This window comes from Sediminibacterium sp., from assembly GCF_051861365.1.
Taxonomy (GTDB): Bacteria; Bacteroidota; Bacteroidia; order Chitinophagales; family Chitinophagaceae; genus Sediminibacterium.
On record NZ_JBHYCW010000003.1, the window covers coordinates 154,719 to 174,365 of the forward strand.

18 protein-coding genes are annotated in these 19,647 nt (G+C 38.6%); 13 read left to right on the forward strand and 5 right to left on the reverse strand.

Features of this window, described 5'->3' with window-relative positions:
- The first annotated feature begins 48 nt into the window (after window positions 1-48).
- Window positions 49-1,896: a membrane protein insertase YidC gene (gene yidC, locus ACTIEV_RS02325; protein ID WP_322196078.1), complete on the forward strand. Its 1,848-nt coding sequence runs from the start codon at window positions 49-51 to the stop codon at window positions 1,894-1,896.
- A gap of 112 nt (window positions 1,897-2,008) precedes the next feature.
- Window positions 2,009-2,638, forward strand: coding sequence for a hypothetical protein (locus ACTIEV_RS02330; RefSeq protein ID WP_322196079.1), 630 nt, complete (start codon window positions 2,009-2,011; stop codon window positions 2,636-2,638).
- Between the two features lie 13 nt (window positions 2,639-2,651).
- Here the strand turns inward: ACTIEV_RS02330 and ACTIEV_RS02335 are convergent, their stop codons facing one another.
- Window positions 2,652-3,008, reverse strand: a complete 357-nt coding sequence (locus ACTIEV_RS02335) for a hypothetical protein (RefSeq protein ID WP_322196080.1) — start codon at window positions 3,006-3,008, stop codon at window positions 2,652-2,654.
- 133 nt (window positions 3,009-3,141) lie between these two features.
- Here ACTIEV_RS02335 and ACTIEV_RS02340 point away from each other — a divergent pair, with 133 nt between their 5' ends.
- The 3 genes from ACTIEV_RS02340 (at window position 3,142) to ACTIEV_RS02350 (ending at window position 6,148) form a co-directional block, all read left to right on the forward strand.
- Window positions 3,142-4,563 (forward strand): tetratricopeptide repeat protein, encoded by a 1,422-nt coding sequence (locus tag ACTIEV_RS02340; RefSeq protein ID WP_322196081.1) that lies wholly within the window; start codon window positions 3,142-3,144, stop codon window positions 4,561-4,563.
- An 82-nt stretch (window positions 4,564-4,645) separates the two neighbouring features.
- The gene (locus ACTIEV_RS02345) at window positions 4,646-5,410 is read left to right on the forward strand and encodes a phosphosulfolactate synthase (protein ID WP_178889674.1); all 765 of its coding nucleotides are present in this window, start codon (window positions 4,646-4,648) and stop codon (window positions 5,408-5,410) included.
- 3 nt (window positions 5,411-5,413) lie between these two features.
- A complete protein-coding gene (locus tag ACTIEV_RS02350; RefSeq protein ID WP_322196082.1) occupies window positions 5,414-6,148 on the forward strand; it encodes a shikimate dehydrogenase family protein in 735 nt (244 codons plus the stop codon).
- Window positions 6,149-6,245: 97 nt separating this feature from the next.
- On the opposite strand, the gene ACTIEV_RS02355 is transcribed toward ACTIEV_RS02350, so the two are convergent.
- Genes ACTIEV_RS02355 through ACTIEV_RS02365 form a run of 3 tightly spaced genes read right to left on the reverse strand, consistent with a single transcriptional unit; the run spans window position 6,246 to window position 7,796 of the window.
- On the reverse strand, window positions 6,246-6,680 hold the full coding sequence (locus ACTIEV_RS02355; protein WP_322196083.1) for an acyl-CoA thioesterase: 435 nt from the start codon (window positions 6,678-6,680) through the stop codon (window positions 6,246-6,248).
- Window positions 6,677-7,264 carry an RdgB/HAM1 family non-canonical purine NTP pyrophosphatase gene (rdgB, locus tag ACTIEV_RS02360; RefSeq protein WP_322196084.1) on the reverse strand — a complete coding sequence of 196 codons (588 nt, stop codon included), beginning with the start codon at window positions 7,262-7,264 and terminating at the stop codon, window positions 6,677-6,679. The genes ACTIEV_RS02355 and rdgB overlap by 4 nt, the downstream gene beginning before the upstream one ends.
- A gap of 1 nt (window position 7,265) precedes the next feature.
- Entirely contained in the window at window positions 7,266-7,796 is a 531-nt protein-coding gene (locus ACTIEV_RS02365) for a hypothetical protein (protein WP_322196085.1), read from the reverse strand.
- A 63-nt stretch (window positions 7,797-7,859) separates the two neighbouring features.
- Between ACTIEV_RS02365 and ACTIEV_RS02370 the strand changes: the two genes are divergently transcribed.
- Together ACTIEV_RS02370 and ACTIEV_RS02375 are read left to right on the forward strand one after the other, a co-directional pair.
- A complete protein-coding gene (locus tag ACTIEV_RS02370) occupies window positions 7,860-8,258 on the forward strand; it encodes a hypothetical protein (RefSeq protein ID WP_439515973.1) in 399 nt (132 codons plus the stop codon).
- Window positions 8,259-8,273: 15 nt separating this feature from the next.
- Entirely contained in the window at window positions 8,274-8,924 is a 651-nt protein-coding gene (locus ACTIEV_RS02375; RefSeq protein WP_439515976.1) for an aminotransferase class IV, read from the forward strand.
- Window positions 8,925-9,073: 149 nt separating this feature from the next.
- Here the strand turns inward: ACTIEV_RS02375 and ACTIEV_RS02380 are convergent, their stop codons facing one another.
- Window positions 9,074-14,101: a hypothetical protein gene (locus ACTIEV_RS02380; protein ID WP_322196087.1), complete on the reverse strand. Its 5,028-nt coding sequence runs from the start codon at window positions 14,099-14,101 to the stop codon at window positions 9,074-9,076.
- Between the two features lie 271 nt (window positions 14,102-14,372).
- Here ACTIEV_RS02380 and rpsL point away from each other — a divergent pair, with 271 nt between their 5' ends.
- The 6 genes from rpsL to ACTIEV_RS02410 all read left to right on the forward strand — a co-directional run.
- On the forward strand, window positions 14,373-14,753 hold the full coding sequence (gene rpsL / locus ACTIEV_RS02385) for a 30S ribosomal protein S12 (RefSeq protein ID WP_026767866.1): 381 nt from the start codon (window positions 14,373-14,375) through the stop codon (window positions 14,751-14,753).
- A gap of 36 nt (window positions 14,754-14,789) precedes the next feature.
- Entirely contained in the window at window positions 14,790-15,257 is a 468-nt protein-coding gene (rpsG, locus tag ACTIEV_RS02390) for a 30S ribosomal protein S7 (protein WP_178889681.1), read from the forward strand.
- 524 nt (window positions 15,258-15,781) lie between these two features.
- On the forward strand, window positions 15,782-16,252 hold the full coding sequence (locus ACTIEV_RS02395; protein ID WP_322196088.1) for a hypothetical protein: 471 nt from the start codon (window positions 15,782-15,784) through the stop codon (window positions 16,250-16,252).
- 16 nt (window positions 16,253-16,268) lie between these two features.
- Window positions 16,269-16,763, forward strand: a complete 495-nt coding sequence (locus ACTIEV_RS02400; RefSeq protein WP_439515974.1) for a T9SS type A sorting domain-containing protein — start codon at window positions 16,269-16,271, stop codon at window positions 16,761-16,763.
- A gap of 206 nt (window positions 16,764-16,969) precedes the next feature.
- The gene (locus ACTIEV_RS02405) at window positions 16,970-17,809 is read left to right on the forward strand and encodes a hypothetical protein (protein ID WP_322196090.1); all 840 of its coding nucleotides are present in this window, start codon (window positions 16,970-16,972) and stop codon (window positions 17,807-17,809) included.
- A gap of 90 nt (window positions 17,810-17,899) precedes the next feature.
- Window positions 17,900-19,647: beta strand repeat-containing protein (locus tag ACTIEV_RS02410; protein ID WP_439515975.1), on the forward strand; the 1,748-nt coding region annotated here is incomplete at its 3' end.

A 19,647-nucleotide genomic window follows, 5' to 3' on the forward strand; every position in this document is an offset into this window, starting at 1 on the left:
CTAATCTTCCCCGCAAATATTACCTTTGCCCCTCAATTTAAAACTAGTATGAAGACGGACAAGAATACGGTCATTGGCTTTGTTTTATTGGGTGTTTTGTTTTTTCTGTACTTCTGGTACAGCAATAAGCAACAAACGGCCCTGGTAGACATGAAAAAAAGGCAGGAAGACTCCATTGCCAGGGTGAATGCGGCAAAGTTACCTGTAGTGGATAGTGCATCACTTCAATTAGATTCTCTGAAAAGAGACTCACTGAGTAAAGTGATGATGGCCGGAGATTTTACGGCTGCTGCCTTGGGCACCGAATCTTTGGTTACCCTTGAGAATAGTTTGATGAAGATCACTTTTACCAATAAGGGCGGACAAGTAAAAGGGATTGAATTAAAAAAATACAGCAAAGCGGATAGCACTCCTGTTGTGTTATCTGATAAAAATAAGTTAGGTTATACCATTAACACCGGTGCTAATCAATCTGCAAATACTGCTGAACTTTTCTTTACGGCTGCGGAGCCTATTAAGAAGGCGGATGGCAGTCAGGTGATCAATTTTACATTGTCAGCCGCGAATGGACAACAAATCAGTCATCAGTATATCATTTATCCGGATGCGTATATGATCGACTGGAATGTATCTCTTACCGGTGCAGATAAATTGTTGAGTCAGGGTGCTTTGAATATGAAATGGAATCTGGAAACCACTCAACTGGAACGTTCTGCAGAGTATGAGCGTCAGATGTCTAATATCTGTTTCTCGGAAGACAATGAGTTTGATTATATCTCTGTGAATACAGAAAAACAGTTTGAAAAACCGGTACAATGGGTGAGTGTGGTGCAGCAATTTTTCAATCATACATTGATTGCTAAGAATAATTTTAATACCGGTGATGTAAAGTGGCAACGTAAAACAGATACTACTAACTCATTGGCAACCACAGAAACCAATCTTCAAATGAAATTGCCGGTAGCGGCAGCGGTGACTGTACCATTTCAATTGTATTATGGTCCGAGTGATTATGCAATATTGAAAAAGCAAGCACCTGAAATGGATCGTATTGTGAATCTGGGGCGCGATATGTATTCTTTTGTTCGTCCGATCAATAAATATATCATCATGCCGGTATTCGATTTCTTTGCCGGTTTTGTATCCAATTATGGTTGGGTGGTATTGCTGTTAACGCTCTTTATTCGTTTGGTAACTTCACCATTAACATATAGCAGTTATCTCAGCGGTGCGAAAATGAAAGCACTCAGACCTGAGTTGGATACCATGCGCGAAAAATTCGGAGATGATAAACAAGGATTTGCCATGGAACAGATGAAACTGTTCCGCGAGGCAGGCGTTAATCCTTTGGGAGGCTGTATACCGGCGTTGTTACAGATTCCTATCTTCTTTGCCTTGTATAGCTTCTTTAATGCAAATATTGAATTGCGTGGACAGTCATTCCTTTGGAGTGAAGATCTTTCATCGTATGATGTGATTGCTACTTTGCCTTTCTCTATTCCTTTAGGCTTTGGAGATCATATCAGTTTATTCACTATTACAGCGGTGATCACCAGCTTTTTGATTTCTATTTACAATATGAGTATGACACCAACACAGGATAATCCTATGTTGAAGTATATGCCTTATATATTTCCTTTTATACTCTTATTCATTTTCAACAGATTGCCGTCGGCATTGACTTGGTATTATACGGTTTCTAACCTGGTAACATTGGGATTACAATTTGTGATACAGAACTACATTATTAATCATGACCTGATTCTTGCTAAGATTGAAGAAAAGCGTAAAGCACCCAAGAAGAAAAGCAAATGGCAAGAACGGTATGAACAAATGATGGAAAGTCAAAAGAAATTGCAGGATTTGAAAGAAAAAAATCAAAAAAGAAACAAATAGTCTTTCATTGATTTTCAGTCTATTATAAACTTTAAGAAAGCCCTACAACTCTTGTGGGGCTTTTTTATTAATCTTGGCATAGAATTCTGTTATGGTATATAAAATCGTTTGCATGAAAAAGTTAATCGGATTGGTTGCCTTATTGATGATAGTGTTGAATGTTGTTGCACAGCAGCGTGTGGTTGCAGAATGTACCATTACTTATGCCATTAATATTGATGATTCTCAAGCAAGCAATGATGCCATCGCTTCTTTGAAATCGAGTAGTAAAACGGTGTTTATCAAAGGAGTGAACAGTAGAACAGACCTCATAAGTCCAACTTTTATGCAGTCCATGATCTATCAGAAAAATACCGGTACAGCTGCGATCTTACGTGAATTTGGAGCCAATAAGTTCATGACCAAGCTTGATGCGGCTAAATGGAAAGAAGAAAATAAAAAGTTTGAAGGCATGCGCATTGAGACGAGTTCTGAAACTAAAACGATTATTGGTTATGAATGTAAAAAAGTAAACTTGGTGATGTCTAACGGAAGTACTTTTTCAGTGTACTATACGCCTGCTATTGTACCATCAGTGAAAGAATTTGAATACCAGTTTAAAGATATTCCCGGATTAGTACTTGAATCAGAAAGCATCGATGCAGAGGGAAATAAAATTCGTTATACTGCGAAGCAAATCAATTTCAATCCGGTACCACCCTCAAAATTTGATATCCCAACAAGTGGGTACAGAATACTTTAAATAAGGGATATTTCTAGCGTTGAGCTGGAGAAGGTGTTTTGAACTTGGGAACCTTTACTTTGAATTTGTAAGGATATACAAAGCTGGTGTTGCCATTATCATAACGTAATACAGAAGAAACTTCAACACCGTTTTTCAAAGTTGATTGAGTTGTTACAGAGGCTGTACTCTTCAAGTGTAACGAATACTTAAGCGAAGAGTAAGAAGCAGCTTTCGCAGACAAGTGATGCATATTTTTCAATGTATACTTGCTGTCTTTTGCTTTCTTTTCGGTAATGCCAGTTAATGTAAACGCAGCAAATGCCATTTGAACACCTACGATGAGCAGGGATGCAAGAGCTATTTTTTTGATATGTTTACGAACTAACATTTGAACAAAAGTACTGATTTGTTAAATTAAAACATAATTATTATACTATTATGTTAACGTTTCTGGATAAAAAAAGTTACGGGAAACTTGGAAAAAAGGTTTTTTAAGTCTATTTTAGGTAAACCCATTGAAGATGAGAGAAAATCCGTACCGCGAAGACAGAGAAGCCCTCAAAGAACTCCTCCAACAGTACCAGAATCTCAAACAAGGTCGTCACCACAGCTTTATTGAAGAAGATGCTTTTGAACGTATTATAGATTATTACGATGAGAAAGACGATATCAATGAAGCACTTGAGGCTGCCGATATCGGATTGGAGCAGTATCCTTATTCTTCTCAATTGATGATCAAAAAGGCAGATTTATTGCTGGCATCCCGAAAATACAGGGAAGCTTTGGATGTATTGGAGAATGCCGAATTATACGATAGCAGCGATATCAACCTGTATATTTTAAAAACAGACGCTTATCTGGCACTTGACCTGCAACCTAGGGCTGTGGAACTGTTAGAAGCGGCATTGGGTATGTTTGAAGGGGAGGAAAGACTGGATTTATTGTTCGAATTGGCGGATGTGTACGACGATTATGAGGAATTTGACAAGGTTTTTGACTGTTTGAAACTGATATTGGAGGAAGATCCGTCCAATGAAGAGGCTTTATATAAAATTTGCTTTTGGACCGATTTCACAGGTCGCAATGAAGAAAGTATCCGTTTGCACCAGCAGATCATAGAAGAACAACCTTTTAGTGAATTGGCATGGTTTAATTTGGCGGCTGCATATCAAGGGCTGAAATTGTATGAAAAAGCAATCGATGCCTATCAGTATGCAGTAGCCATTGATGAGAAGTTTGATTATGCTTATCGCAACATGGGCGATGCATATCTGCGTTTACGTAAATACAAAGAAGCCATTGATGTACTCGAGAAAGTATTGGAATTAACACGTCCGGAAGACGTGATCTATGAAGCCATTGGACATTGTTACCATAGAATGGGGAATTTTGCACAGGCTAGGTTTCACTATAAAAAAGCCGTTCACCTCAATCCTGATGACAGTAAGCTGCACTATAAGATAGCTGTAACTTATATGTTAGAGGAACAATGGCAAAGTGCGGTGAAACAATTGGAGTTGGCCATGCGTATTCATCGTTCCATAACGGAGTACAATCTGGCCATGGGTGAATGCAAAATGAACTTGAATCAATTTAAAGATGCCATTCAATATTTTGGTACCGTTGTTCGTCAGAAAACCAAGAATGTAGCAGGCTGGGAAGCGTTGATTCGATGTCTGATCAAAGCCGGTTTTCATGAAGAAGCCATTGAGCAATGTATTGCGGCTGCCAAAGCTACAGATAACAAGCCTATCTTTTTATTTTACCACAGTGCCATGTTATTCATGCTTGGTAAATCCAAAGAAGGGTTGTTGAAATTAGAAGCAGCCATGGATAAAGCACCACGTTCGCTGAAGAAATTTATTGAACTCAATCCTTCTATATTGCAAAACAATCAGGTGGTGGATCTGGTAGCCCGGTATAAAAAAGGCAAAAAAATATAACAAGGCTAATCTTCTTCTAATTCTTTAGGGATGCTTAAATGGGCTGTTTAACTTATTTTTGCGTGCGAAAAAAACAACCTGCATGAATTTTAACCTTTCTCAGATACCTGTAAGAACACAGCAACCTCGTACATCAGGCTTAACCATGGTCATGGACAAAGGACTTAGCATTAATGAAGTCCATAATTTCATGAGTGTTGGCAGACCCCATGTTGATATTGTGAAATTAGGATTCGGTACTTCCTTTGTTACACCCAATCTCCGTGAGAAAATTGAAGTGTACCATTCCTACAATATGCCCATTTATTTTGGGGGCACTCTTTTTGAAGCATTTCTGATCAGAAATCAATTTGAAGATTATATCAGTGTTTGTAAAGATTATGGTATTAAGTATATGGAAGTGAGTGATGGTTCCATCAGTATTCCACATGCTGAAAAATGCGGGTATATTGAAAAACTTACACAGCATGGTACGGTATTGAGTGAAGTGGGAAGTAAAGATGCCGCACATATCATTCCTCCTTATAAATGGATCGAACTAATGCGTGCAGAACTGGAAGCAGGATCTTCCTATGTAATTGCAGAAGCTCGTGAGGCGGGTAATGTGGGTATCTACAGAGGTAGTGGTGAAGTAAGAGAAGGACTGGTACAAGAAATTCTAACACAAATACCAGAAGAGAAAATCATTTGGGAAGCACCACAAAAAGCACAACAATTGTATTTCTTGGAATTGATTGGTTGTAATGTAAACCTCGGAAATATTGCTCCTCATGAAATTCTTGCATTGGAAGCAATGCGTATTGGGTTACGTGGGGATACTTTTGAATTGTATCTGAACAAGCTCTAATTCATGAAACGTTATGGTTTGATTGGTTATCCATTGACACATTCCTTCTCTCAAAAATATTTTTCTGAAAAATTTTTGAAAGAAGGAATGACGGATCATGCATATGAGAACTTTCCGATTGAGTCCATTGCCGCATTAAAAGAAGTACTTTCTTCTCACAAAGATCTTCGTGGGTTGAATGTGACCATTCCCTATAAAAAGGAAGTGCTGAGTTATTTGGACGAATCCTCACCCGCGGTTGAATTGATTGGAGCCTGTAATTGTATCAAAATAACTGAAGAAAAAATTTCGGGATTTAATACAGATGTCATCGGCTTTGAAAAATCTTTACGCCCTTTTCTCAAACCTGAACATACAGCAGCTTTGATTTTAGGAACCGGTGGTGCTGCCGTAGCTGTGGCTTATGTGATGCAACAATTGGGCATTCGTTATCAATATGTATCCAGACAAAGAGCAAAGAATAACATTACTTATACGGACTTAGATCAGCAAATCATCGAAGAACACACCCTCATTATCAATACTACGCCCCTTGGCATGTATCCATCGGTGAATGATTGCCCACCATTGCCTTATAGGTGGTTAAGTTCTAAACATCATTGCTTTGACCTCATCTACAATCCTGCAGAAACATTATTCCTACAAAAAGCAGCGGCACAAAAAGCCACTATTCAGAATGGGGCAGAAATGCTCATCATTCAAGCGGAAGAGAGTTGGCGGATTTGGAATGAGATTTAGATAAACAAAATAAATGTCTTCTCCATTCATTTATTATATCACCTTATTCCTTCCATACAAAGTCAATATATCGCGATATGGTAGTATTGATGATTGCCTAAAGATGTTGCAGCTTCTGTAAAGCTTTTTCGGGTATTGAGGTTTTCTTTTTCGCAGAATAATCATAACAAATCATACCTGTTTTAGCTTTTCCTGCTAGAACAAGATCGTCTGTTTGAATAAGTTCAATTTTGTAAAATAAATCGAATCCCAATTTATCAAAATCAGCTGCACAAACTGAAATTCTTACTGTATCACCATGGTTGAGTTCTTTCTTGTACTCCAGCACAGCATCTGCCATAATCAGTCCTACACCTGCAAAAGACAATTCCTGGTATCCATGTTGCATTAAAAACTGTTGCCTGGCTTCATGTATCAAAGCAAGAAATACATCATTACCTACATGTCCACCATAATTGAGATCAGTGATACGAATTTTTATATCGGTGTGGAAATGAAAATGATCCGGTAACGTTATTTTGATACGATTCATAATACGGGTTGTTGTTGTAGAAATTCAATCAATTGAACAATGGCTTTTTTTCTATGACTGAATTGATTTTTTTCTGCCATACTCATTTCCGCAAAGCTGTTATTACTGCCCTTGGGAATAAAAATAGGATCATAGCCAAAACCACCAGTTCCTTTTTGAATGGATGTTATATACCCTTCACAAATACCCTCAAATTGATATTCTTTTCCTTCCCAAATAAGCGATACTACAGTTCTGAAACGCGCAGTTCTTTCCGGATGATCGCCAAGCTTTGATAATAGTTTATCGATATTGGCTTGAAAGTTTTTTTCTTCACCTGCATACCTGGCACTTTTAACACCGGGTTCACCTTGTAAAGCGTCTACTTCCAAACCGGTGTCTTCACTGAAAACATTTTGATGGGTAAGTTGATAAATGACTGATGATTTTTCTGTGGCATTGGCTTCCAAGCTGTCATGCGGTTCAGGAATATCAATATCGATACCAGCTTCCCTTAAAGTGATGACACGGATATTCTTTCCAATGATGGAATTGATCTCATCAACCTTGTGCTGGTTATTCGTGGCAAAAACAAGTGTATGCATACTATAGATTGAACATGTTTTTTAGACTTAACCATAACTTACTTTTTTCAAGTTTGGCTTCTCTGCTATCGCCCATCATGGTATGAAATGATGGGGCAAATAGAAGAGAGCATTGGTCATACAGTTGAACCTGGTAAAGCGGTAATTTGAATGGCATTCGTATCAGTGATGCTTCAATATCAAAAAGGATCATATACTTTGGAGTAAGCCACTCTTTTATTGCCGGGTAAGAAAGGGGGTGATTGGCTAAGTTCACAATGGCAACATCACCCAAATTCAGTTTACATGCAGTGAGTATAGCAGATAAAAATTGCAAAGCCTGGTCATTTACAAAAACGGCTTCTTTGTCTGATACCAGAATCGTGATTTTTTTCTGGTTATTTCCCAAAAATTCCGGCTCTTTTGTATCTGATACAACCGTTTTTTCCTCAACTTTATTGTAGACAGATGGTTCATTTACAATGACCAAATGATGCTTATAAAGATCGGGTAACACGAAATCAGGTAATCTCATATCATTGTTGTCGGTCATTCTGTAAATATTAACAGTTGTTAGTTTTCTTTTTTTTCGTTTCTTTGCGCCAAATATAGAATTATGACAGCAGCACTAGACATAAACATCACGAAAGTTGAGACAAGTAAGTTACTGGATATGACGCTGGAAAACATCCCTTTTGGAAGATATTTTACAGATCATATGTTGGAAGCGGACTATGAGAACGGAGAGTGGAAAAATGTGGAGATTAAACCCTACCAACCTTTATTATTAGAACCATCAGTAGCTGCGCTTCATTATGGACAAGCTATTTTCGAAGGGATCAAAGCCTATAAAGACAAAGACGGTAATGTTGCCATTTTCCGTCCACAAGATAATTTTAAACGTTTCAATATTTCGGCTGAGCGTATGCAAATGCCGGTGGTACCTGAGGAAATCTTTATGGAGGGTATGCGGATGCTGATTGACTTAGATAAGAACTGGGTACCTTCTATGTAGGATCACTCACTCTACATCAGGCCTTTTATGTTTTCATCTGATCCAGTGATCGGTGTAAAACCCTCTGAGTCATATAAATTCATGATCATATTGAGTCCAACAGGTCCCTACTACACCGCACCTATGAAGATTTATGTGGAGGAGAAATATACCAGAGCTGCACCGGGTGGGGTTGGTTTTTCGAAAAATGCAGGTAATTACGGAGCCAGCATGTTGGCAACTGCTTTGGCAAAGAAAGCGGGTTATGATCAAGTACTTTGGACTGATGCTTTTGAACATAAATACTTGCAGGAAGTTGGTACAATGAATGTCTTTTTCATTATTGGCAATACAGCTGTTACCCCTTCTTTAGAAGAGGGAACTATTTTGGCAGGTGTTACCAGAGATAGTGCCATGACTGTATTGAAGGATATGGGTTTTGAAGTGATAGAGAAAAAGATCAGTATTGAAGACCTGATGGATGCGCATCGTGCGGGTATCTTATACGAAGTATTTGGAACCGGCACCGCAGCTACCATTTCTTTGATCAAAGAATTGCGTTATAAAGATTATGTAATGCATTTTGATACAGACAAATGGAAAACAGCTCCTGAATTAAAACAAAGACTCAATGATATTCGTGAGGGCAGAGCAGCAGATACACATGGTTGGATGTATCAGGTTTAATGGGGTATGGCTTATAGTCCATGGGATATGGAGTAGGAGGTCTTAATAGTAAAATATAGAGCTTGAGATTTGCTTGCATGAAAAGTTGCTCTATCGAGTTCGAAATAAAAAGAGGTTGTGTCAGACTTTTGATACAGCCTCTTTTTTGTTTACAACTTGATGAAAGTATTGGCTACAAAACGGTTACTACAATGGATTTCTAAAATATAAGTACCATTCAATAGTCCATTAAGTGTTATTTGAAAATTCCCTTCTTGTTGTTGTCCCAGTACTTGTTTACGAAGTATTTGTCCGTTCATATTTTTGATTAAGACATAGCTATACCCGGGCTGATATGATTTGAAATAAAAATTCAACTCATGATGAGCCGGAATAGGAGATAATTTCAGAATAATAGGCTCTTCCTGTGGACCCGGTGGTATGGGTGTTCTTAGTACAAATCGTTTTTCTCCAAGACTATTAGTGTCAGCAGTAATCTGAAAATGAACGATACTGTCTTGTTTTACTTTCGTGATATTTCCGGTAAAAAGATCGTGCAACTCTAGTTGTAACTTAGGGGGTAACCAAACGCGATCAAATTTGATGGAATAAGATCCTTGGGATATTGCTTGAATACCTATGGGGATATAAGTTTGATTGTTGAGGTTTCGAGCATCAACTGCCAAGGCGATTTTATCATAACTCAAACTGTACAAATTATAGTTGTTGTTGTATAATTTTTCAGCATCATCTTCATCAAAACGAATACTGGAAGTATCTATGTCTAACAATAAGCATCTATCTAATAGCATTTGATCTTTGTAAAGTAATAATGCTACTTGATAGCGGTTTTCAATGATGCCATCGATACTATCCGGTAATGCTGCTGTGATTTTTGCTTGTTCTGAGAATCTAATCGATACATCGTTTCCGGGTTGGGTCTTCATGATGAATCCTTGCATGGGTTCAATGATATGGTTACCAGCAAAAGCTTTGGCCGTATATCCTCCTGTCTCTGCTAAACTGCTATCCCAAACCCAGAAATAATGACCGATATGGTGACTGCGAGAAATATTTTTAGAAAGCGTTTTTGCTATGTATGGATTTCCTATAAAATGATATTGTGTATCTTGCACAAACGAAAACGATATTTCTTCATCACCAATGATTGGGTTACCAAAAAGATGCAGGGTGGTATGATCTGTTTTTTCAAATGGTTGGAATAAGCTGATACCGGTTGATCTTTGCCATTTATATGCGGAACCATTATTGTCCTGCTCAAGCATTTTCCAAACTGGTTTTTGGGAAGCAGGATAATTTAAAACTGATAAAGTATAAGGGCCTGCTTTTTCGTTTTTCTGGTCTTTAAATATGGCATGAGATGGAACTACTGATATATGCTGAATCGGTCTATGGGTTGCGAGAATATTTTCTTTAAAAGGATTTGTCATCCAGCTATTTTGTAATAGCCATTTTTTTGTAATTCGGCCGATTAGTTGTGTGCCTCCCGCATTTGGAGCAATCATTGCTTGCATATGTAAGATCAGCATATCTTGGGTGAAAAATTTCCCTTGTATGAGTTGCAATGATTGCTTGAGGTGTAAGGAATCTGTTAATATCAATTCAGTACCTCTTACAACCAGATGATCTATCTGATTGTTTTCAAAAGCCTGTGCCGTTAAATATTGTTTGGTTTTTCCAGTCGCAACAAGCGTTCCATTAGCTGATAGAATGGCTTGATGTCCAATCAGATCGCCCCCATAACTCAACACGCCGGATAAAAGCAATCGACTTTGATCCAATAATTGTAAGGATCTGCAAAATGCGCTATCCGTTATTTGTACGATTTGATTATTTGCTTGTATGATTACATCCGTTTGTTGATCTGGAACTAATGCGCTACACCAATTACTACCGATATGCCAACTGTTGTTTTGTTTGCCCAGCCAAAGTCCTTTTGTTTTTACCTCAATTAAAATACTTTGAGATGTGTCTGTACATCCACCCGATTGAACAATTCTTCTAAACCAAGTAGATTGTTGAAGACTGTTTGGTTGAAGTGAAGCATATGTATTGGATACTAAGGATTGAAACAAAGATTGTGTTGCCATTTGCCATTGATAAGTATACAGGTTATTACCTCCGGAAGGAATATTACCCTTGATTAGTTCAGGCGTAGTGCCGGCGCAGATAATCTGATTCTTATCAAGCATATTATTGCTGATCTCGGGGAAGAATTCAAATACCAGTTGTTTGCGAATACGATTGATACCATCTGAAACCTCAATCACACAAGTATCTTTTAACGCTTCATGATGCGTATGCGTATACACCAAATTTTTAGATTCATGTATGTCTGTGGTTTGCTTACTGCTGAATGGAAGTCCGGTAATATAACCTTGTCTTGGACTATCTACGATATGCCATTGTATTCCACCTGCTTTTTCTTCATCATATACTTGTACAAACTTATCTAAGCTTAATAGTCCTTTTTTACATACCGGAATAATTGTTTCAATAGAGTCTATCCATTTGGGTGCAACTCCATCAATGCTAATAGCACTTAGTGCTCCAATATTTTTGAGTAAGGGTATAATCGGATTACCAATATCATCAGTAATGGAATAAGCATTAAAGAGTTGATTGGTTAAACTGATGCCGTTTTTATCCAACATCCCTTTTTCGATAGGGAGCTTAAAAATGAATGCATTTCCCGGAGCACCATAACTATATGAAATTTTATAAGTGGTATTCCCAATTACAGTTTCAAGAAAAGGGGTTTCCTGTGGATGAACATCAACAGGCTCAGAAAAAAATATCCGAAACTGCAATGTATCATTTAGGCCATACAATTGAGCAGTTGGCGTAGCTACTCCAATGATTTCCGGTAAGATTGCATCTACTAATATATCTGTGATGATACCTGCAGCTGGAATATTATTCAATACAAGATTTCCTGCAAGATCTTGAATGATAGAATTATTGAGTGTAATGCTATTTGCTAGTCTGATACCATCGGCATCAAATTCATCGCTTTGAATCGTATAAATGAATTGCATACTGGTATCAGTAGTAGCGTTGAGTAACGGATTGCGGATACGAGTTCCAATCGTAACAGATAGTACAGGTTTGCCCAATGTGGTATCGCATAAAATCTTTTCATTGAATAGAAGATTAAATGACAAACTATCGCCGGATTTGTATTTTTTTCTTTCAGGAAGTATCAGAGATTTAATGATAGGTCTTGAATGATCAATCGCATCGTTGTCTTGTATGATCGTGAAAACAGAACCCGAATTTTTATTACTCGCACTGTCTTGTATCTCTAAAAGAATGTTGTGTGCAGCACTGGCTTCTATTTCGTTACCTCCTGCTGTTATAACGCAAAAAGCGCTGTACAGACTGTCGTTTTGTTTGCGCCATCCTGAAATTGGATATCCTGATAGACGACCTTCCAATAACTTAAATGAAGAAGTATCGGGTAGTGTTACAATGCTTATTGGAATGCTATCTTTTATCTTATAAGATTGGTTGGGAATCCCCACTTTTACGATCTCCGGCGGAGTTCTATCTAATATTGTTTTGTTTCCTTCATACAATGCCGGATCTATATGTGGCAACTGTTGCATGTTACGATACAATACCGGTTGAAGAATGGCATCTGCGTTACCGGCATGAATCTTCACGGTATAAGTGGAATCATTTTTTCTTTCTAGTGCAAAAACAGATGCGCCATTTTCAGGTATGCTTTTTACCATAAAATGTGAAGCAGTAATGAAGTCAACAGGCTGCTGAAGTCGTAATTCATACAACAGAGTATCCTTGTTGCTATGCGTTGGTGATGAAGTAAATGAACGAACAGAAACAGGTGTACGAAAGCTGAATGGAATTCCGTAACCAATCCCTTTTTCATTTTGTGCATAGGAGCGAATAAAAATAGTGCTATTGGGTGGGGGGTCTCTGAGAGTGATGATTAATATCGAATCAATCATAGTAACCGGTAATCGATTATGATCGATGTATGGTATGTGATTGATTGCCCAACAAAAACCTGTTTCTGAAATTGCAGCGCCGTTATCTGATATCAATTTTCCAAACACATTGAATACGCCAAAATCACTGTTTATAATCGTATCCGTCCTAATATCAGGAATAGAAGTAATGGTTGTAAATTCAGTGGTATCAGTCATTCTTGAGCCGATGGTATTACTGGCAATCCCTCTCACAAAATATTTTTTACCCGGACTAAGTCCATGCATTTGCCATTTGACAACCGTGCTTCCTGAGCCGGCAGTAATTGTAGTGGTAGAAACAATGATCGGGTGAGACATTACAGCGTTGGTATCATATTCAAATCTGACTGCTGTATTGGAAAGATGATCATTCACTGTTGTTCTTATGGATGCTGTTTTTGTTCCAATACTGTCAATCATAAGCTTACCAATAGTGGGGACATTGATTTCGGTAGTGGCTGAAAAAAGAAAGTCGTCAATGGCCATGCCATCATCATTTCCTGGTTCATCTAGATCATCCCAACGCAGGATTAATTTTTCACCGGGTTTCCAAACAATATCACGAATGGTGATTGAGATCGGGTATTGGTTGATCGAAAGGTGTCCATTCAGTGTGGCACTGCCGGTAGAATGGTGTATGGAGATCAGATTGCCTTCATTTTTTTTAATCAGGTTGCCCGTATCAATACTGCTTGCATGTCTGATTTGATAAGAAAATTGCCATTGATTGCTATTCCCCGAGCCGCCTTTGCGCCATTGGGTAGCTTTATAGTGAATTTGTATTTTATTAAGAATGCTTCCGGTCAGGTTTTCAAACACGACACCAAACGTGTAAACTCCGGTTCCTGAGGCAAGTGAGCCCAATGCGCGATTGTTGTTGCCGGAAAGTCCATAGCTGTAAATACCGCTACCCGTACCCGAGCCTGTGCCTGTTAGCATATTCGTATTAGATTGACTACCGCTGATTTGCAGTAGTTGCCAGCCGGAAAGGCTGGGCAATGAAAGAGGGGCTTGGTCTAAAGCGTGAGGACCTTTTCCGGTCAGGTTAAAGGATCCGGAAGAGGGGAGCTGATTAAAATTTTGCTCATAGCTAGTACCGGCAGTTGTGTAGGCAATTGCAGAAAATTGAGCATAGGAATTTAGTTGGCTCAAAAAGAAGGTCAAAAACAATGGCCATTTGTTCATACAATGAGGTCTTAGGGTATAAACCTAGCTATCAAAATACCAGCGTTCTAGGGTAGGAGCTTAATCGCGTATTAATTCAAGAGATTAGCAGGTATTTTTACCTGATGGATAGAAAAAATAGAATCTTTAAAGGGCGATAAGAGGGCTATTTATGCCCAAATCGACTTAAAAATGAATGCTTATCCACAGATTGGATCAAAACTTTTGAAAAGTTTTTGATTTTTCAGTTGCAGCCATTACCTTTGCCGTCCGAAATTTTAAACGGTAAATAATGCCTACAATACAGCAATTAGTTAGAAAAGGTCGCGAAATTATCAGGGCCAAAAGTAAATCAAGGGCTTTGGATGCTTGTCCGCAGCGTCGTGGTGTATGTACTCGTGTATACACCACCACTCCAAAGAAGCCCAACTCAGCTCTGCGTAAAGTAGCGAAAGTGCGTTTGACCAATAAAGTAGAAGTTATCGCTTATATTCCTGGTGAAGGTCACAATCTTCAGGAGCACTCAATCGTATTGATTCGTGGTGGTCGTGTGAAGGATCTTCCGGGTGTACGTTATCACATCGTTCGTGGTAGCCTTGATACTGCCGGTGTTAAGGATCGTAAGAAGAGCCGTTCTAAATACGGAACTAAGAAAGAAAAGGCAAAAAAATAACCTAATAATCTGTTAATCAGCTAATTACTATACGTCATGCGTAAAGCACAAGCCAAAAAATTACCACTTGCACCAGACGGTCGTTTCAATGACAAACTGGTAACCCGTTTCATCAATAACCTTATGTGGGATGGTAAGAAAAGTACTGCAATCAATATTTTTTATGATGCAGTGGATAAGGTTACTAAAATGACCGGTGAAGATGGTTATGAAACCTGGAAAAAAGCAATTGCCAATGTAACGCCTTCTGTAGAAGTAAGAAGCCGTCGTATTGGTGGTGCAACTTTCCAAATTCCATCTGAAGTACGTGCAGACCGTAAGATTTCATTGAGTATGAAATGGTTGGTTCGTTACAGCCGTGAGCGTAATGGTCGTACCATGGCTGATAAGTTGGCGAATGAGATCGTAGCTGCCAGCAAGGGTGAAGGTGCTGCTTTCAAGAAAAAAGAAGATACCCATAGAATGGCAGAAGCTAATAAAGCGTTCTCTCACTTTAAAGTATAAATAAAATAATTGTATATATAAGCCCTCTTCGGAGGGCTTTTTTTTTGAGATTATAATTCCATTAAAACCTTTAAGTAGTGTTTTTACTACACGGATATAGTAATATATTTGCATTACAATATCCAATCCTACAAAGCACCAAAGCTTTTAATCCGCGCCCTTACAACCAAATGAGTAACCCCTCATTTGAAAAATCTACACCTAATCCAGTCCTTGAAAAGCTGTATTGTGTCTATGCCGATGTATTGATGATCAATATTTCGCGATTTCAAAAAATCCTATTCTCTGAAGACAGCGTTGATAAACGCCGGTTAACACTGGTGCATATCAAACCTGACTTATCCCAATCCTCTGAAACCAACCGATCCAATCCATCCACGGCTTTTTGATCTGTACGGTATCCAGGTTATTCCAACAACCAACCATTCAGAAGACAAGTAAGACGTTATCCTCTGTTAGGCCCGTTCAAACGGATGTTCCGATTTGAACGCAACCCAAACAAATTCCACGGAAATCAATCAAAGATGAAACCAGTTCAAAAAATCAGGGCATTTATTTTGGCTACCCTATTGGTGTCAGGTGCTTTATTTTTTTCAGGATGTGGTAGAGGTGAGCAAATTGTTCCTAAATCAGAACATGAAAAGCTGTTTGATAACCTGACCAGCCCTTTAGGAAACAAGCAATGGTTTTTAAAAGCGATTTATGTGAACGGGGTATTACAACCGTTAACTGATGCACAGAAAAGGTATTACAAAACCTACACCAAAACCCAGAAACCATTCACAGCAACATTTTTGGATGATGATGGAAACAGAGGTGAGGCCTTTTTATTGAGTGTAATCCAATTAAGAGAAAACATTACGAATGGTCCATTGGGAGCTCTTACCCGCGATTATGTGGTAAAGGAGCTAACTGAAAAAACATTAGACATTGAAGTGGTAAATCCTCCTGGAACGCCGACTCAGATTGTGAGAGAAGTTTATTATGCCAATTAAGAAGTTAACATATTTCATGCTGTTCCTGATATTTACCTGCACGGTGGGTAAAGCTCAGGTATCCTCTATGGGAACTAGTTTCCTGAGTGGAAATGGCGGAATTATTACAACTCCTACCATGCCGGTTTCTGGATCTGGAAAATGTTTGTCGGTAGGCGGTTATGCTTCAGCATTGTATATTTCAAACAATGGTACTGGTTTATTTGGATCAGCATGTACAGAAAAGCCTCCAGTTGCAGATACTACAACATTCTCTTTGTCGTTAAATGTGTATCCAAATCCAACCAGAGGATCAACGATTTTGAAGGCAACCGGTGATTTCGATGAAAAACTCTCTTGTTTGGTAAAAGTGATTGCCATGGATGGTAAAATACTCTTAGGTCAGATGGTGCCAATGAAAGACGTGAAAAAGGGTTATATGATCAATGGAAATGCATGGGTAGCAGGTAATTACACAGTAATGGTTGAATTGATGAATAAGCGCTATAGTTTAAGGTTAATTAAATTATAGTAATTCGGTAAAGGGTTGATTATATGGTATTTTTGTAAGCGAAAAAAACGTAACTTACTGGATACCAATGAATATAAAGACATTGACATATCCTATGAAAAACCAATTTTTAAATGTCATGTCCTCTGAACAACTATTGAAAGCCGTATCCTATGAAAAACCTTTAAGTCTAAACCTTAATGGCAGCCGTATTTAAAGAAACGTTTATGAAAAGTACCATTTTTAAAATGAACATGCTCTTTGTGTTGGTTTTACTGACTGGTAGCTTGTTCGCACAACCACCGGGAGCTTTTTATTTAACAGGTGTTGCAAAAGACAACCAAGGTAATCCGGCACGTAACCGTACTATACACTACGAAGTTACTGTTCGTCAAGGAACAGTAACTGGTACGGCTGTATACCAAGAGTCGCACAAAGTACAATCTAACAATGATGGGGTATATGAGGTGGTAGTAGGTAGAGGGATCAGAAGTACCGGTACTGGTTTAACTGACTCATTATCTAAGATTAATTGGTCAAATGGACCTTATTTCTTGAATCAAAAAATTGCCATTGCTCCATCTATTCCTGCACCATGGTGGATACCTGCCAATAATTTTGTGGATTTAGGAACCCAACAAATATTGAGTGCGGTGTATGCTATTTATGCGGGTAATGCAAGTGTAACAAATGTAAATACCAATATATCACCCGGCCCTAAGAATACTTTTTTAACAACAGATAGCTTGGGAAATGTGAACTGGACAACCCCACAAGCTGCTCAGGTGAATGTGACTCAGGTTACAAATGTTAATTTCTCGCTTAATATTATTGCAGGACAAAATGCAAGAATTGCACCGAATACTACTACAGTTATAACCATTAATGTTCCTCAAGCTAGAAAAGGAGATCCAATATTAATAACCGCACAAGATGATTATACTGATTGGGCTGTTTATACTGCATGGTGTGGAACTGATGGAGTAGTATCTGTTCGGTTAGCGAATTTCACAGCGCTGCCAGTGGATGTATTAGGTAGCCAATATAAAATTGTTGTTATTAAATAGTGCTGGTAAAATATTTAAATTTAGCAAGTGGTACCAAGATTGAAAATGTTTGAACGAATGGTTAAAAAACACAAGTACATAGTCATATGTATGTTGATGATTTTTGCTATGGTATCTACTGCCCATGCACAGCGATTTGGTGACAATTTTGGAGACCATAGAGCGACTGACACTTTACGCATGAACAATTTTAGAATTGTGAATGCCCAAGGTATTGCTATTGGTACCGCACGAATTCTAAATAATAATATTGCCCTTCAGATTGATGGATTAGACAAAGCCCTTTTGCTGCCACGCGTTTCAGATACACTGGCTATACCAAATAACAATGCAGTAAATGGTATGTTGTTGTACAGCTTGGCAGATGATAAATTCTATTATCGTCAGGCAGGTATTTGGAAACCTTTTGGTAGTTCGGATGGCAATGGTGTAGTATCTTTTAATGGACAAGTAGGAGCCATCAATATGAATGGAGATGGTACAACTATAACAGTTACCAATACAAGTGGGAATGATTGGGTAGTAGCTGCTAAGAATACAATAGCTTTATGGAATGCCAATCGATTGATGGGACGTCAAATTTCAGGAACTGTACCCACTAACGGACAAGTGTATGTTTATAATACTATTACTCAAGTTTGGGAGCCAAGATCAATCGGTAACTTGACGGCACCTACTATCAACGGGCAACGTTCAGATTCTCTTGTTACCACACTAAATGGGGTTCTCAGGAAAATTGCTTCTTCGGATATACTTTTTGTTGCAGATACAGCCGCTATGTTAAGCGGCTATGTTCGTGAAAATAGGTTTCTAGATTCATTGGCTGCTATCAGAGCTAGTATCAAAAGAATTGATACACTGGCAAATCTCGTTGTAACAGGAACCATTAGTGGCGGTACATTCAGTGGAACTTTGTCTAATACAGCACAAGCGAGTATTACCAATCTTGCCAATTTGCAAAATATAACTGCAACAGGTAATATTAGGGCCAATACATTGGGCGGTACATTGATTACGGGAGCTCAACCCAACATTACTTCAGTAGGAACATTGACGAATCTTTCTGTTGCTAATAATATTTCAGCAGGAGGCACTATAAGTGCCAATACTTTAAGTGGAACACTTTCAAGCGGACCTCAACCAAATATCACTGCACTCGGACCGCTTACGAATTTAAGTGTCTCAGGTATAATTGAAGGAGGAATGTTTAGTGGAACATTGTCTCCAGCTTTAGTTGCTAGTTTACAGAATACAGGAACATTTACGAATATTACGGTTACCAACTTTATTTATGGTAACCAAATTAGTGGAACCCTGACTACCGCAGTGCAACCCAATATTACTTCTGTCGGTAATTTATCAGGGTTAACAGTAACCGGTACAGCTCAGGCTGCAACGATGAGTGCTACTACCGGTAACTTCACCACAGCGAACATTACAAACCTAGCTGGTTTAACCAACTTAAGTGTTACGAATACGATTCAGTCAGCGACCGTAAGTGCAACGACGGGTAACTTTACGAATATCAATGCAACGGGTACGATCACCGGCGGAACCTTCAGTGGTACGATCAATCAGGGCTCTGCAAATACGATTACGAGTCTGACGAATCTGACAACACTGTCAACTACCAATGCGACAGTAAGTGGTAATTTGACAGCTACGAATGCAAACATCACAAACCTGACGGGTGTCAATAATTTGAGTGTAACCGGAACAGTAGATGCGAACACAATCAGTGCAACGACAGCGAACATTACGAACCTAGCTGGTTTAACCAACTTAAGTGTTACGAATACGATTCAGTCAGCGACAGTAAGTGCAACGACGGGTAACTT

Bases quoted from the DNA above. Each gene is read 5' to 3' on its own strand.
- rpsL (WP_026767866.1), top strand. From the start codon at position 14,373: ATGCCTACAATACAGCAATTAGTTAGAAAAGGTCGCGAAATTATCAGG.
- ACTIEV_RS02400 (WP_439515974.1), top strand. From the start codon at position 16,269: ATGCTGTTCCTGATATTTACCTGCACGGTGGGTAAAGCTCAGGTATCC.
- yidC (WP_322196078.1), top strand. From the start codon at position 49: ATGAAGACGGACAAGAATACGGTCATTGGCTTTGTTTTATTGGGTGTT.
- ACTIEV_RS02370 (WP_439515973.1), top strand. From the start codon at position 7,860: ATGACAGCAGCACTAGACATAAACATCACGAAAGTTGAGACAAGTAAG.
- rpsG (WP_178889681.1), top strand. From the start codon at position 14,790: ATGCGTAAAGCACAAGCCAAAAAATTACCACTTGCACCAGACGGTCGT.
- rdgB (WP_322196084.1), bottom strand. From the start codon at position 7,264: ATGCATACACTTGTTTTTGCCACGAATAACCAGCACAAGGTTGATGAG.
- ACTIEV_RS02355 (WP_322196083.1), bottom strand. From the start codon at position 6,680: ATGAATCGTATCAAAATAACGTTACCGGATCATTTTCATTTCCACACC.
- ACTIEV_RS02340 (WP_322196081.1), top strand. From the start codon at position 3,142: ATGAGAGAAAATCCGTACCGCGAAGACAGAGAAGCCCTCAAAGAACTC.
- ACTIEV_RS02405 (WP_322196090.1), top strand. From the start codon at position 16,970: ATGAAAAGTACCATTTTTAAAATGAACATGCTCTTTGTGTTGGTTTTA.
- ACTIEV_RS02380 (WP_322196087.1), bottom strand. From the start codon at position 14,101: ATGAACAAATGGCCATTGTTTTTGACCTTCTTTTTGAGCCAACTAAAT.
- ACTIEV_RS02365 (WP_322196085.1), bottom strand. From the start codon at position 7,796: ATGACCGACAACAATGATATGAGATTACCTGATTTCGTGTTACCCGAT.
- ACTIEV_RS02335 (WP_322196080.1), bottom strand. From the start codon at position 3,008: ATGTTAGTTCGTAAACATATCAAAAAAATAGCTCTTGCATCCCTGCTC.
- ACTIEV_RS02330 (WP_322196079.1), top strand. From the start codon at position 2,009: ATGAAAAAGTTAATCGGATTGGTTGCCTTATTGATGATAGTGTTGAAT.
- ACTIEV_RS02350 (WP_322196082.1), top strand. From the start codon at position 5,414: ATGAAACGTTATGGTTTGATTGGTTATCCATTGACACATTCCTTCTCT.
- ACTIEV_RS02345 (WP_178889674.1), top strand. From the start codon at position 4,646: ATGAATTTTAACCTTTCTCAGATACCTGTAAGAACACAGCAACCTCGT.
- ACTIEV_RS02395 (WP_322196088.1), top strand. From the start codon at position 15,782: ATGAAACCAGTTCAAAAAATCAGGGCATTTATTTTGGCTACCCTATTG.